General features: G+C 34.5%; 15 protein-coding genes. 5 read left to right on the forward strand and 10 right to left on the reverse strand.

Features of this window, described 5'->3' with window-relative positions:
• Positions 1-7: 7 nt before the first annotated feature.
• Complete coding sequence (locus DFR56_RS07400) at positions 8-1018, reverse strand: ABC transporter ATP-binding protein (RefSeq protein ID WP_280523446.1); 1011 nt, start codon at positions 1016-1018, stop codon at positions 8-10.
• A complete protein-coding gene (locus DFR56_RS07405) occupies positions 1019-2044 on the reverse strand; it encodes an ABC transporter ATP-binding protein (protein ID WP_110394809.1) in 1026 nt (341 codons plus the stop codon).
• 264 nt (positions 2045-2308) lie between these two features.
• Here DFR56_RS07405 and DFR56_RS07410 point away from each other — a divergent pair, with 264 nt between their 5' ends.
• Entirely contained in the window at positions 2309-3631 is a 1323-nt protein-coding gene (locus DFR56_RS07410; RefSeq protein ID WP_110394810.1) for a Na+/H+ antiporter family protein, read from the forward strand.
• 229 nt (positions 3632-3860) lie between these two features.
• Here DFR56_RS07410 and DFR56_RS07415 read toward each other — a convergent pair whose 3' ends face one another.
• Complete coding sequence (locus DFR56_RS07415) at positions 3861-4118, reverse strand: hypothetical protein (protein WP_146214262.1); 258 nt, start codon at positions 4116-4118, stop codon at positions 3861-3863.
• Between the two features lie 274 nt (positions 4119-4392).
• On the opposite strand from DFR56_RS07415, the gene DFR56_RS07420 reads away from it, so the two are divergent.
• On the forward strand, positions 4393-5328 hold the full coding sequence (locus tag DFR56_RS07420) for a DUF4349 domain-containing protein (protein ID WP_158525538.1): 936 nt from the start codon (positions 4393-4395) through the stop codon (positions 5326-5328).
• Positions 5329-5574: 246 nt separating this feature from the next.
• The gene (locus DFR56_RS07425; protein WP_110394813.1) at positions 5575-6123 is read left to right on the forward strand and encodes a GNAT family N-acetyltransferase; all 549 of its coding nucleotides are present in this window, start codon (positions 5575-5577) and stop codon (positions 6121-6123) included.
• A 126-nt stretch (positions 6124-6249) separates the two neighbouring features.
• Here DFR56_RS07425 and DFR56_RS07430 read toward each other — a convergent pair whose 3' ends face one another.
• Positions 6250-6867 (reverse strand): stage II sporulation protein M, encoded by a 618-nt coding sequence (locus DFR56_RS07430; protein ID WP_110394814.1) that lies wholly within the window; start codon positions 6865-6867, stop codon positions 6250-6252.
• Positions 6868-7010: 143 nt separating this feature from the next.
• On the opposite strand from DFR56_RS07430, the gene DFR56_RS07435 reads away from it, so the two are divergent.
• Positions 7011-7325 (forward strand): DUF3784 domain-containing protein, encoded by a 315-nt coding sequence (locus tag DFR56_RS07435; protein WP_244916453.1) that lies wholly within the window; start codon positions 7011-7013, stop codon positions 7323-7325.
• Between the two features lie 179 nt (positions 7326-7504).
• Here the strand turns inward: DFR56_RS07435 and DFR56_RS07440 are convergent, their stop codons facing one another.
• From DFR56_RS07440 to DFR56_RS07450, 3 genes are all read right to left on the reverse strand, one after another.
• Positions 7505-8008: a GrpB family protein gene (locus tag DFR56_RS07440; protein ID WP_110394815.1), complete on the reverse strand. Its 504-nt coding sequence runs from the start codon at positions 8006-8008 to the stop codon at positions 7505-7507.
• Positions 8009-8125: 117 nt separating this feature from the next.
• Positions 8126-10114: a methyl-accepting chemotaxis protein gene (locus DFR56_RS07445; protein ID WP_110394816.1), complete on the reverse strand. Its 1989-nt coding sequence runs from the start codon at positions 10112-10114 to the stop codon at positions 8126-8128.
• Positions 10115-10288: 174 nt separating this feature from the next.
• A complete protein-coding gene (locus DFR56_RS07450; protein ID WP_110394817.1) occupies positions 10289-11161 on the reverse strand; it encodes a DMT family transporter in 873 nt (290 codons plus the stop codon).
• Between the two features lie 168 nt (positions 11162-11329).
• On the opposite strand from DFR56_RS07450, the gene DFR56_RS07455 reads away from it, so the two are divergent.
• On the forward strand, positions 11330-12235 hold the full coding sequence (locus tag DFR56_RS07455) for a cupin domain-containing protein (RefSeq protein WP_110394818.1): 906 nt from the start codon (positions 11330-11332) through the stop codon (positions 12233-12235).
• A 349-nt stretch (positions 12236-12584) separates the two neighbouring features.
• Here the strand turns inward: DFR56_RS07455 and DFR56_RS07460 are convergent, their stop codons facing one another.
• From DFR56_RS07460 to DFR56_RS07470, 3 genes are all read right to left on the reverse strand, one after another.
• Positions 12585-13232, reverse strand: a complete 648-nt coding sequence (locus tag DFR56_RS07460; protein ID WP_110394819.1) for a YczE/YyaS/YitT family protein — start codon at positions 13230-13232, stop codon at positions 12585-12587.
• A gap of 100 nt (positions 13233-13332) precedes the next feature.
• Positions 13333-13647, reverse strand: a complete 315-nt coding sequence (locus DFR56_RS07465; protein ID WP_110394820.1) for a DMT family transporter — start codon at positions 13645-13647, stop codon at positions 13333-13335.
• Positions 13647-13994: a DMT family transporter gene (locus tag DFR56_RS07470; protein ID WP_110394821.1), complete on the reverse strand. Its 348-nt coding sequence runs from the start codon at positions 13992-13994 to the stop codon at positions 13647-13649. Before DFR56_RS07470 ends, DFR56_RS07465 begins: the two co-directional genes overlap by 1 nt.
• Positions 13995-14069: the final 75 nt, after the last annotated feature.

Below are 14069 nucleotides of genomic sequence, written 5' to 3' on the forward strand. Positions count from 1 at the left end.
CATTTGCTTATTCGTACAAATGACAGGCAACTCGTCGATAAGGCTTCACCTCCTTAAAAATTGGTTTCACTTCTTGGCAGATAGGCATTGCAACAGGACATCTTGTATGGAACACACAGCCAGAAGGTGGGTTTTGTGGATTTGGGACATCACCTTGTAAGATAATTCTTTCTTTTTTTTCAAATGGATCAGGATTTGGAATGGCTGATATTAATGATTTGGTATATGGATGCAGAGGTTCTTTATATATATCTGTTTTTTGAGCAATTTCAACGATGTGACCTAAGTACATGACACCAATTCGGTCGCTCATATGTTTAACAACACTTAAATCATGAGCGATAAATAGGTAAGTTAAGTTAAAATCTTGTTGTAATTCTTTTAATAAATTTAGTACTTGTGCTTGAATAGATACATCAAGGGCACTAACCGGTTCATCAGCGATAATGAGTTTTGGGTGGAGTGCTAATGCACGAGCAATACCAATTCGTTGTCTTTGCCCACCCGAAAATTCATGTGGGTATTTATAGTAATCTTCTTTGCGTAAACCTACTCGAACTAAAAGGGACTGAGTTTCATCTTTCAGGTTTTTATGATTTTCTTTTGCAAAATTCCGGATTGGTTCATCAACAATATGTCCGACCATCATTTTGCTATTTAAAGAGGCGATCGGATCTTGAAAAACCATTTGTAAATCACGCCTTACCGCTCTTAACTTTGAGCCAGTGAAAGTTGTAATATCATTCCCATTAAAAATGATGTTTCCTGAAGTGGGATTTATTAGTCGAAGAATCAGCTTGCCCAAAGTGGACTTTCCACATCCAGATTCACCAACGAGTCCAAAAGTTTCCCCCTTAAATAGCTCTAGATTAATATCATCGACTGCTTTTATATCACCAACTTTTCTTTTGAAAAAACCAGCCGTTACAGGATAATATTTTTTGGCGTTTTTTAATTGAAGTAAAACTTCTTTCTTTATTTGGCCATCAGAAGGTGTTTGTTCCTCTGTCATTGTCATTTATTTGTTCTCTCCTTTCTTAGTACTTGAATCCTCAGGATAACAGGCATCATAAAGGAGACAACGTGCGAAATGGTTATCAGAAACCTCCGATAATTCGGGAGTGATATTCGTACAATCTTTAAATGCTTTCGTACATCTTGAGGCAAATCGACACCCTTGCTGTGGCATGTTCTGAATGGAGGGAACAACACCTTTTACTGTTTGTAATTTTTCCTTATCATGGTTCAAATCTGGGATGCTTCCAAGCAATGCCAACGTGTAAGGATGCCTTGGGTGTGCAAATAAGTAATGTATGGTAGAGCTTTCAACGATTTCACCTGCATACATGACAACGACACGATCAGCCATCTCTGCTACTACACCCAAATCATGGGTGACGAGCATGATGGACGTATTTTCTTTACTGTGAATATCTTTTAGTAACTCAAGAATTTGAGCTTGAACGGTAACATCTAAAGCTGTAGTAGGTTCATCCGCTATTAAAAGCTTTGGATGTAAGGCAATGGCAATCGCTATCATAATACGTTGTCTCATACCACCAGATAATTGATGAGGATATTCATGCATTATTTTGTCTGGGCGAGGAATGCCAACTTGCTGTAATAGATCAATTGCTTTGGACATAGCATCTTTTTTAGATAGGTCGGTATGATTTTTCAATACTTCGATTAGATGGAAACCGATGGTGAAAACAGGATTAAGTGCGGTCATAGGCTCTTGGAAAATCATTGAAATGGATTTGCCGCGTATTTGGTTCATCTCTTTTATGGATTTATCTAATAAATTATCTCCTTGAAATATAATTTCACCTTGGGATACTTTAGCATTTACACTTGGCAATAGTTGCATGACCGATAATGCCAAAACACTTTTTCCGCAACCCGATTCACCGACAATACAAATAATTTCACCTGAGTCAATTGTTAAATTTATATTAGTAATGGCATGATGTAACTCATTATTGATAAAAAAACCAGTATACAAATTTTTAATGTCTAGGAGTGTTTGTTTTTGTTTAGGCATGGAAGGATCATCCCTTTTTAACATAGTATTTACTTATTATTTTTATATCTATGATTGAAATATCCTTTTTAGGCATATAATTGGAGTGTTTAAGTAAAAAGTCCTATCTAATAGACTTCGAGATTTGTCATTAAGTTATGCATTTTCTAATAAATGTAGTTATAGGATAGGAATATATCACAATGATGTTTACTTTTGATTATTATCTATTTAATATGATAAAGTGATAGGGTGGTAAATGATAAGTTATTTGGAGGGAATTACGTGTTAAATGCCGTTGTTATTAGTGTTTTAGTAATGGTCATATTAAGTTTGCTACGGGTTAATGTACTGTTTGCTCTTATTATCGCTGCGTTAACAGCAGGTCTAATGTCCGGAATGAATATGACAGATTCAGTTGGAATCATGATTGCAGGAATGGGTGGGCAATCGCAAACAGCTCTTAGTTATATTCTATTAGGGATTTTTGCAGTTATGATAGGGATGTCGGGAATTACCTCGGCTCTAGTAAATGCCATGTTAAAAGTCTTTTCGGGTAAGAAGTTGATTTTAGTTTTTACTCTTGCGGGAATTGCATGTTTATCACAAAACGCGATTCCAGTGCATATCGCTTTTATTCCAATTTTAATTCCGCCATTATTAATTTTATTTGATAGATTAAAACTAGATAGACGTGCAGTTGCTTCTGCTCTTACGTTCGGTTTGAAGTTTCCATATATTACGTTACCAGTTGGTTTCGGATTTATATTCCAAGGGATTATTCGCGACGAAATGACTGAAAACGGCATTGCAATTTCATTAAAGGAAGTAACTACTGCAATGCTATTTCCTGGGGCAGCAATGATTGTCGGTTTATTTATTGCTTTATTCATTTCATATCGGAAAGATCGTGTGGCAAAGAAAGTAGAAGAAGTTAAAGTGCAAGATATTGATATTGCTGATAGTATCACGGAGCAAAAAGATGTTCGTTGGAAGGTATCACATGGTTTTACAGTGATCGCAATTATCGTTGCACTTGTTTTACAAATTGTAACTGAATCTCTCGTGATTGGTGCTTTATCCGGTATTATTATTATGTTCACTTTCCGTGTAGTTAAAATGTATGAAGGAGATAAAGTCGTCAATGAAGGAATTGGCATGATGGGGATGATCGCTTTCGTTATGCTCGTTGCTTCAGGGTATGCGAATGTTTTAAAAGAAACAGGGGCAGTTGATGAACTTGTTGAGAAAACATTAGCTTTTACTGGTGATTCCCATTTTGTTATCGCCTTTTTCTTATTAACAGTCGGTCTTTTAATTACGATGGGGATTGGAACGTCATTTGGAACAATTCCAATTTTGGCAGCACTTTATGTTCCGGTTATGATTGCTGTTGGTATGTCTCCACTTGCATGTGCGGCATTAATTGGAACAGCTGCAGCTCTAGGAGATGCAGGTTCACCAGCTTCAGACTCGACGCTTGGACCAACTTCAGGATTAAATGCAGACGGAAAACATCATCATATTTGGGATACATGTGTACCGACATTTTTACATTACAATATCCCGTTGTTTATTTTTGGTTTGATTGCGGCAATGGTGCTGTAAATTGAAAGATCATCCTTTCTTCATGTTAAGTGGAGGAGGATGATTTTTAGGTTTGTATGAGAATCAAAGGTTAGAGATTTTCTTTAGACTTTGCTGCAAGATACATGAGTGGTCCAGTAAAAATTGCCCGGAAGTAAACAACTGTATAAGACAACTCACATCATGGCTACAATAATGATCTTTTGCATTGACTGTGTCAAGGCCTAATTCTTTTTGTGCAACTTTCCTTTTATTTATCCCCCAGTCTTCTAGTTGTTGTTTTTATAACCTCTCCTCTTGTTTCAATTCGATTGGAAGTTTCTAATTTAGAACCAGTTGGACTAATGCCATAATCGGGAAGATGCGCCACATAACCATAGAGACTCGCCAAATAAGCGGGAAGATACGCCACATAATCATAGAGGATCGCCATATAATCGGGAAGATGCGCCACATAACCATAGAGATTCGCCATATAACTGAATCCAAGTTCAAAATAATGGTTCATACTGCAGCCATCATAAAGCAAATAGTGGTTAAGTATAACCAACACCAAATTGTTGTGGGTCGGGTTATCAATCAGTATAGATACTAAACAAGAAAATTCTAATAGGTATATTGATTTTGTTCGCTTTAAGGGAAGATATTGTTCACATAAAGAAATTGAAATGCTATAAAAATTTCTGATAATGTATTTAGCTGGAAAAATGGAAAAGATAGTATGTTACTATAGATGAAAGTGATTGATTTTAGAATGTAAGATGATGGAGGTGGATGGTCGAATGAGAAAATGTTTGCTTATGTTAATTTCACTTATTGTTTGCTTACTTGTAACAGCTTGCGGAAATAGTGATGATCAGGCGGAAAATAAGAGCGAGATGATTGAAATGAGTACAGAAGAATATGATACGGCTAACGAAGAAGGTTCCATCCTTTTTTCTGATAATGCTTTGATGAATCAAGAAGCGGATGAAGCTCAGGAGTCTGAAGATGTGATGGAAAAAGTTGAAGTCGATTCAATTGACCGGAAAATAATCTATACAGCCAATTTGCAAATTGAAGTGAAAAATTTGCAAAAAGCGGTTCAAGATATGGAGTCGGAAGTAACAGAAAAGGGTGGGTACATTGTAGAATCCAATTTGTATGGTGCAACAGGTGGAGAGGTTAAAAGCGGAACCATTACTGTACGCATTCCTCAAGAGCATTTTCGAACATTCATTCAACTAGTTGAAGAAGGAAGCAGTAAAGTAGTAGAAAGCTCGATTTCCGGACAAGACGTAACAGAAGAGTATGTAGATTTGGAATCGCGTTTGAAGTCGAAACGGGTAGTAGAAGAACGACTACTGGATTTTATGGAGCAAGCGCAAAAAACAGAGGACTTGTTGAAAATATCAAACGACTTAGCGGACGTTCAGGGTGAAATTGAGGAGCTTTTAGGAAGAATGAAGTATTTAGAAAATAAGGTAGATTTGGCAACAGTAACAATCCATATTGTGGAAAGTAATGTAAAGTTATCTGGAATGGATCAGGATGACCTGAATACTTGGGATAAAACGAAACAGCAGTTTTTAAAAAGCATTAATTGGTTACTTACGGCTTTTTCAGGAATCATTATTTTCTTTATTGGTGGTTTGCCTCTGTTTGTTTTGCTGGGTATTGTTTGTTTAATTGTATTTTTTGTTATAAAAAGGTTGAGCCGGAAGAGAAGGAATGAATAGATGAAGTATTAGGGCTATAAAAAAATCAGGTTTTTGCCATACGTTAAGTTGTAGGTGTTAAAGGGTGAAAGAGAATAATAAGAATTACATGAGATGAACAAAGAATAAATGGTCTTAATAATGTTAGTAAAAAACCTTTTCTGCTATGGGATATAAAAAATTTAATAGGGATTTTTATTGTAGTACCAGCAATATCTGTTGTTTTCATTATTGTCTTCATTAATTGGATATTTAGAGGAAGCACTAATGGTTCAAATTTTTCTAGTGCAACACCATGTAAAATATGCGAAAAGAATGTTGAATTTATCCTCTGCTCCACAAGTAAAAGATGCCTTAGGGCTTAATGCTGAACAGACATCATACGAAGGAACGGTCCATTTTATTGAATTTATTCGGGAACAGGAAAAGTTTAAAAAACAATATTCTCGAGTCATTTTGAACGAGGAAAAAAAGTTGATTGGCGTAATAACGCTTAAAGACATTGATTTAACAAATAAAACTTCTCATATTGGCACCTGGATAGGATTTCCTTATTGGGGTAAAGGATATAATCAGCTAGCCAAGAAAGATATTCTTTATGACGCATTTACGAAGTTAGATTTGGAATTTGTATTTGCGGGAGCGAAGAAGTCTAATATGCGATCACAAAGAGCACAAGCAAAACTTCCATATGTAAAAGCAAATGTCGAAAAGGAATTTCCAACAGAATATCAAAAGCTATCATCACGATTAAATGAGCAATGCATATTAAACGTCATAGAGAAAAAAACATTTCTACATTGGTATTCACAGTAAATACCAATGTAAAATGCTGATCCAATAGAATAGGCTTTTGTAAAATTGTCTTGACTAATTTTTTTATCATTGTCCAGTAATCACGGTATAGTTTTATAAACGTTGGGAGACATCGCAACGAATCTTCTATAATAAAAGCGGGGTAATATACCCTTCTATTATTGCCGCTAGTAATATCATTGGTACAATTATTACAAAGAAAACAAAAGATGAATAGGCTAGTAATTGTTTAAAAGAATACATTCCTTCGTATCTTTTCCCAAATAAATGAAGAATTTTTCTAACGATCCATTTATTTATTTTTAATGCTAAAGCTGTTACAATAACAAAAGCGAGTAACTCAAGTACAGCGTGTGGCAGGAACCCCTTTACGATCATAAAGAATAAAGAATCTCCATTTCTGGTTGATAAATGAATGGCATTATATATGTAAAAAATGATACCAATCATAGCGCCATTTTTAAGTAATACAATCAAGTGCAAAAAGGGTACTGGAATGATTGCTAACACTAATATTTGTAAAGGCACTATAATATTATTCATAAATAATCCTTTCGTATGTTCAAACGAAGTTAGCTCCTTATCACTTAAGGTATTCACATTCGAATCGCTAAACAGTTTTTCAGGATCAAAACCTATGATAGTGCATATAAAATAAGTAATAACTATTGTGAATAGGAGCCCAACAGTTAAAAATATACAAGGTTTTATGAGTTTTTTAATGAAATTAGTCAATAAAAACATCCTTTACAATGAATTTTTTGCGCTAAAACTGATTATACATGGATTATTTCTTTTTAGAGTTTACTTTATTAAAATTTTATAATAATCTAGTGCTAAGTATTTGGTGAAATATGAAAAAACTATAGAAGTAGGAGAGGAAGTGGTTGTTTATTTTTATATTGATGTTTATCATGCTCTTATTTGGAGTTATCGGTTTGATTTTTATTAATGGAAAGGGTGCTTCTTTGATTTCAGGTTATAACTCTATGTCAGAGGCAGAGAAAGAGAAATATGATGAAGATGCATTGGCAAAGTTTATGGGGAAAATGATGTTTGCACTCATTTTCAGTATGATATTTTGGTTATTAAGTACTTTGTTAAGTATGGATTGGCTACTTTATGTAGGAATTATCTTGTTTGTAGGGATTGCCATATTTATTGTCGTCTATGCAAATACGGGTGAGAGATTTAGAAAATGAAAAGGAGATGATGAAGCGTCAAGGGAACCAGAATTTGGACTAAAATATAAAAACATGTTTTGGGTTGCTTATTTTCATCTATTTGTAATGTTTATTTTGGTTAAAATAAAAAAGCTTGGAAAGGATCCAAGCAAAAAATAACTATCTGTCTTCAAAACTTTGTCGTTTATTACAAATGTCTAGTACAAATTTTCTTTATGATTTGTATATTCTTTCATACCGGTAGACGATTTTCTAACATATTCTAGTTTTATCGTTTCGTACTTTTTTCTAGCATACTCATTGTTATTTAAATAGTCCCTAAAAAACAACAAATTATTCCAGACCTCTTTTTGATATTCAACCATATGAATAAAATGTGTTTTTTCTTCCAATAGGTCATCACGAAATTTAGCAAAAACAATTTCTTCTTGTCTATGTACTTTCAACCTTAGAAATCCAATTTCTTTTAATCCGTTGACAGTATGATCATCTACATTTTTTAGATCATCCACTGCTACTAAAATATCAATAATCGGTTTTGCTAACATACCGTTTATTGCTGTACTACCAATATGCTCAATAAATCTTTCCTCAATATTCGTCGAATCGATTATTGCTTTTTTTATCTTGTTAAACTCATCATGCCACCAAAGAGCGTGATCAACTAACCTAACTTCATTTTTCCTTAACCCTAATGTCAAGAGTACCCACTCCCTTTTCTTTCTTTATATTGCAAAATAAAATTCTGAACTAATGCATTTTACTGGAAGAAATTTCAATCATCGTTCGGCTTACTCCAGGACTAAAACACTTTTGCCTCAGCCTTTTTCATATTTTAAATTGAGGATAAGTTGTTGTAGATCAGTTGCCATATCATTCAACGCTTTTGATGCACTAACAATAGATGAACTTGATTGAACTTGGTTTGAAATATACAATGAAATTTCATTTAATTCGTTTAAAGAATTTTCATTTGTTTGAACAGCATCTTGAACACTGGCGGCAACTTCCTCTGTTCCGGCAGCAATCTTTTCAGATACAGTAGAAATTTCTTGAATTTCATTCGATACTTCTTCAAACGAGCGTAAAATAGACTGAAATAAATGTTCGATGTTTTGTACTTGTGCTACTCCACTGTTCACTTCTTGTAAACTATTCTCCATTGCATTGGCGGATGTTTTCGTTGAAGTAGTAATGTCCTCCAAAATAGCTTGAATATTTGTTGTAGCTTCACCTGTTTGATTTGCTAATTTTTTCACTTCATTTGCGACAACCGAAAATCCTTTTCCGTGTTCCCCTGCACGAGCCGCTTCAATTGTTGCATTCAGTGCTAAAAGATTTATTTCATCAGCAATATGTGAAATGAGATCAACTATTCCATGAACTGAAGTTGATTTTTCTTCTAGTTCACGGACGGTTGTAACGGAGTTTTTCACAGAATCACTCACAAAATGAATTTGATTGATAGCTTGAGCAACTTCATCACTTCCACGATGCACCTCATTTATTACATTGGATGCTAGCGTGGAAATTTGAATTGATGTATCGGCTATTCGTTGAACACCCGAAGCCATTTCTTCTGTCGATAAAGATGTTTGCTTTGATGCCTCTAATTGTCCTTTTGCTCCTTCTACAATGACATTAGTCGAATTCGTAATTTTATGTGAAACTTCATTTGATTGGTCAGATTCAAATTGCAATTTATTTGCCGAAGTAACGACCTCTTCTGCTGCTATACTTATTTTCTTCGTCAAAGTTGAAAATGAATCAAGCATATCATTGATATTTTTACGAAGATATGTAATTTCATTTTTTCCTTTACTTACTAATCGTTTTGTTAGATCCCCGGCTGAGACATTTTCCATTATATTCATAATATCTTTCATTTGTTTAACCATATAGTTTGTCAATAAATAAGCGACAACACTTACGGCTAACATAGAGATTAGGAGGATACTCGCCGTGACAACTTTTGATTTATTTATAGTAGCAAATATCGCCTTTTCTGGTGCAGAAATATGTAATTGCCATCCCGTTATACCAATTTGTTCAAACGCAATCATATTTTGCTCAAATGATGTATAGCCACTAGTTTTTTCTAATATGGTCTTTTTAAATTGATCCATTTTACTAATAGAATCTGATACAAGTGTACCAATAAGCTCTTTATTTGGATGTGCTAAAATAGTGCCGGTTTTTGATACTAAATATCCATAGCCAGAGTCACCCAAATCGATTGTATTAATTAATTGTACGATTTCATGGGGATCTAAAATAGCTTGAATGATGCCAATAAATTGATTGTTTTTTCCTATGATTGGCACATCTATGATTAAAATATTTTCATTTGTTTTAATATCTTTAACTATATCCGAAATATAGACTTCTTTTGTGTCTTTTGTAAAATGAAAATGATCTTGAGTTGAAATATTTGTCTCCCTCCCTAATGTATCTATCGCATAGCCATCAGCATCTAAATAGGAATACCATTTAACATCTTTATCAACCACACTTAAAATTTGTAGAAGTGGGATGATTTGATCTGTATCTTCCGATTGTAATTCTGGATATGTATCAATTAAACTTTCGATAGAATTTATTTTTTGTAAAAACCAATTATCAATATAGTAAGTATTTATTTCAGTAATCTTTGTTTGTGTATCTTGTACTTGTTTTTCAGTCGCCTTCGTCGTTTGGTTTACGATTAGAATAGAGGCGACAGATAACGGAATAATGGAGATTGCTAATAAAAGAAGAGTAATCTTCGCTTGAACCGAATATAGAAAACGATTTAATAAATTCTTCATTTAACTTCTCTCCTTGGATTTTTATAGGGTTTATACAGCTGATTTTTTTTAAAAAAAAGGAAACGCTTACATCGTTAGGTAATCTTGCTTATTTTTTAACATTATACCACAAATAACTGGTTCTTTAGCATTATGTGAAAAGATGAAGAAATCATCAACTTAAAAGAGGGTAATTTACAATTTTTTATCTACAGTTTTTACTGTCCAATTTGCGAAAAAGATGCCAATAAAAATAAACGCGCCACCAAGCATAACGTACCAATGAATAGGTTCATTCAACAAGATCCATCCAGATAATACGCCGAAAAAGGGTGCTAGAAATAAAAATGCACTCGTTTTTCCGGGGTCACCAATCTGTAGTAAATAAAACCAAATGGCAAATTGGATGATAGAAGCCATAATTGCAAGCCACAATAAAATGACGATCGATATGGTCGTTATTTCAAAAAAAGGCTCTTCAAGGACGAAGCTACTAAAAAATAATATAATGCCCCCAATGAGCATTTGATATGCTGTTAAAACCCACACGTCCATCTTTTCTCCCCATGTTTTAATAAGTAATGTTCCAATCGCCCATGAAACTGCTGACATAAAACCTAAAAGTGTTCCTATTTTAATGGAGACATGAGCTCCGAAAGTAATGAACACTCCAATAAAACCTAGTAAAACTCCAAACCACTGTAATTTGCGATACGTAAATTTTAAAAAAACAGTTCCGAAAATAATCACGAGTAATGGATTGATAAAAGTGAGAATAGAAGATTCACCAGCTGTGATTGTCTTTAAACTGACAAAAATACATCCCATAACACCCGCAGTTTGAAAAAAGCCGATGATACATATTTTTACCCATTCGTTAAGTGAGCTTGGATGTTTTCTTCTTAAGAGCATAACAATTACAGCCATGATGATGCCTGCAATGGAAAATCTTAATGCGACTAATAGAATGGGAGATGAGTAGATTAATCCTATTTTTCCAATTGCAAAAGCAGAGCCCATTAATGAAGTTGTTACAATGACTAAAAGACCATATATGTACTTGTTCATACATACTCCTTTACACGAGCGGAATTTATAAGTTACTCTCATTGTAACGAGTTGTCAGATTATTGTCATCGTAATTGTATGACACTATATTAAAATTTTCTGAATCACGGTTTCCATTTGGGCGCATAAACTATGTTGAAATCGATTAAGAAAAAATGAGGTGTGAAGATGACTAGTAACAAAAAAATGCAAGGAGAATTTACGTATAAACTTAGTAATAATGAACTTTATAAAAAAGATAATGCCAATTACATTAATGCACTCGGTATCGACCAGCTAGCGAGAATAGGCAATGTATATTTATTAGATGTCTTTTTAAGTAAAGGTAATTGTGTAGAATTACATTATCATCCGAATGCTACGGAATTAATTTATTGTATTAGTGGGGAAGCGGAGTTAAGTTTTATAAATATGGATAATAAAGAATGGCAGTCATTCACCATTGAACGAGGAGAGGTTGTAACCATTCCACAAGGTTGGTGGCATTATGTTTGTGCCAAAAAAGATTATACTCATTTACTTGCCATTCATGATACAAATCAATTAGAAACGATATTTGGTTCGGATTTATTCCGGCTTACACCTGATGAAGTATTGGCAAAATTGTATTGTTTGAATGAAGAGAAAGTAGAAGAAGCTTTAAGCCCAATCCATGAAACAGTTGTCATTGGACCTCCAGCAGATTGTGAGATGGAGGTGATGGAGGCAGAAATGCAAAAGGTAGAATCTATAGAACGTATGAATAAAAGCCATCATGAAAAGGGACATATGGAAGAAAGAGAAAATGAGATGCCAAAAATGAATCACACACAAAATATGCAGAGTGTCAGAAGTATGGAAAAAAGAAAGGAAGCGGGAGATGTCAGGCTAAATTGGATGCATGAACGAAATGAAATGCCCCCAATGGGAAATAGTATCGATCAACGGGGTGGGGGAGTAGCTGGAGAAGGACAAAATGATTGGCAAATGCAGCCATTTTTGGATTTTGACAATCAGGCAATTTCACCTTATGGTGGGTATTATGTGCAGCCAATGAATATCTGTCCCGGTTGTTTAGGGTTTTATTCATATTAAAATGAAAGAGGTTGGGATAAAAGTATTTTTATCGAAGAAAAGACGAACTATGACAGTTTTATGACAGCTTTGGAAATATAATTCGCTTTCCACGGGCACGGCCTCAGCTTCTATAGCTCCTCGTTTCGAGTCGCTACAGGGATCTTCGGACTCGTGGGACTGCACTTTCGTTCGTCCCATCGAAGACCATTTGCTGTTCCCGTAGGAGTCTACGTATATTTCCTACGCTTAACTCACATATTGTTCGGCCTTTCTGTTGCTACTTTTGTTTATGTCCCAGCCTCTTATTTCATTCTTGTCTTCGTGCTTTTCTGTGATTCAGTATTCTGCACGGTTGACATTATAAATTTTACTTTATTCCTAATTTTGTTTCTTGTACATATAACTTTTCTAAACTAGCTTTTCTGAATTTTTGGACATATGGAAGGAACAGCGAAATAAACATACCCGTCAAAATAGCATTTAGTAATGTACCGATCCCAATTGCGCCATGAAAGAAAAAAGCGGTAATAACGAGTAAAACATTTATGGCAGCCCTTGAATAAGTAACATTCCAACCTGTTAATTTGGAAACGATAAGCATCGACCGATCCATCGGGTTCGGTGCAACGTTCGACTGTAAATAGATGGCGATTCCAAGTCCCGTAAAAATGATGGCAAAAGAAAGACACATCCACTGGCCGATCCACATTTCAGGAACGATCCAGTGTCGCAAAATAAATAACCAACTATCAATCCCAATTCCAGTAACGAATGATGTAATAAGGGCAAAATATTCTGGGCGTTTTTTTTCGGCTAGCGCATTTCCTAGCACCATAGCGAAACCGACGACAATTTCCCAGCTACCAATTGATAACCCAAATGTTCGGTATAGTCCAACAAGTAGTGCATCAAAGGGAGATGTTCCGAGCATGGATTGAACCGATAAGGCGATTCCCAACGTTAATATGATAAGTCCGACGAGATAAAAGTGTACTCCAGCTCTAAGTAATCTCAAGTAGCATTCCCCCTTTTTATATTGAAAACTTTTGCAAGCGAATTTATCAATCTCTCCTACTATAGCAAACTTGTATAAAATGAACTATTAAATTTACTTATTAGGATAAAGCTTTTAATCCTGTCACACCGACAATAATAATACATAAACTTATGATTCGAAAAATATTTTTTGATTCTCCGAAGACAACCATATTTAAAATAACAGCACCAGCCGTTCCAATGCCGATAAAGACAGTATATGAAACACTTACTAATAAATATTGAAAAGATACATATAAAAAAACGAAAGATCCTGCAAGCCCACCATAATAAAGCAACCAATTAGTAAAGGTACGCTCTTTACTAAATTTACTTAATCCATAGACTCCCACTAACTCTGTTATTGCTGCAAGTCCGACGTATAGCCAACCCATTATGATGAAACCTCCTGTTGTTTTTTGTTAGGTAGATCATCGGCAATTTTAAGTCCAATTACTCCTATTAAAATAAGTCCCATGAAAATAAGTTTTCCCATTGTAATCGAATCATGAAAAATATAAATGTCCATCAATGCTGTCCCAACCGTTCCTGCGGCTGCAAATATTGCATATACTGTCCCTGTTGGTAAACTTTCACAAGCCTTTGTTAAAAAGTGTAAATCTAAAAAGATAAAAACAATTGTAATGATCCACTGCCACCATGTGGTTGCAGTATTAAAGCTATATATCCAAACCAATTCAAACAGACTCGTTAACGCAACATAAATCCATGCTTTGTTCATTTAAGATGCTCCTTCTTAATGTAAATTTCAAGATTGTTGAAGAAAGATTGTTTGTGAGAAAAGAAAAAAACAATA

Source organism: Pseudogracilibacillus auburnensis, assembly GCF_003201975.1.
Classification (GTDB): Bacteria; Bacillota; Bacilli; order Bacillales; family Amphibacillaceae; genus Pseudogracilibacillus; species Pseudogracilibacillus auburnensis.

What these genes read in the sequence shown, in the direction of transcription:
- DFR56_RS07430 (WP_110394814.1), bottom strand. Translation starts at nt 6,867, where the DNA reads ATGTTTTTATTGACTAATTTCATTAAAAAACTCATAAAACCTTGTATA.
- DFR56_RS07470 (WP_110394821.1), bottom strand. Translation starts at nt 13,994, where the DNA reads ATGAACAAAGCATGGATTTATGTTGCGTTAACGAGTCTGTTTGAATTG.
- DFR56_RS07445 (WP_110394816.1), bottom strand. Translation starts at nt 10,114, where the DNA reads ATGAAGAATTTATTAAATCGTTTTCTATATTCGGTTCAAGCGAAGATT.
- DFR56_RS07415 (WP_146214262.1), bottom strand. Translation starts at nt 4,118, where the DNA reads ATGAACCATTATTTTGAACTTGGATTCAGTTATATGGCGAATCTCTAT.
- DFR56_RS07455 (WP_110394818.1), top strand. Translation starts at nt 11,330, where the DNA reads ATGACTAGTAACAAAAAAATGCAAGGAGAATTTACGTATAAACTTAGT.
- DFR56_RS07400 (WP_280523446.1), bottom strand. Translation starts at nt 1,018, where the DNA reads ATGACAATGACAGAGGAACAAACACCTTCTGATGGCCAAATAAAGAAA.
- DFR56_RS07420 (WP_158525538.1), top strand. Translation starts at nt 4,393, where the DNA reads ATGAGAAAATGTTTGCTTATGTTAATTTCACTTATTGTTTGCTTACTT.
- DFR56_RS07405 (WP_110394809.1), bottom strand. Translation starts at nt 2,044, where the DNA reads ATGCCTAAACAAAAACAAACACTCCTAGACATTAAAAATTTGTATACT.
- DFR56_RS07450 (WP_110394817.1), bottom strand. Translation starts at nt 11,161, where the DNA reads ATGAACAAGTACATATATGGTCTTTTAGTCATTGTAACAACTTCATTA.
- DFR56_RS07425 (WP_110394813.1), top strand. Translation starts at nt 5,575, where the DNA reads ATGGTTCAAATTTTTCTAGTGCAACACCATGTAAAATATGCGAAAAGA.
- DFR56_RS07465 (WP_110394820.1), bottom strand. Translation starts at nt 13,647, where the DNA reads ATGGGTTGGCTATACGTCGGACTTGCAGCAATAACAGAGTTAGTGGGA.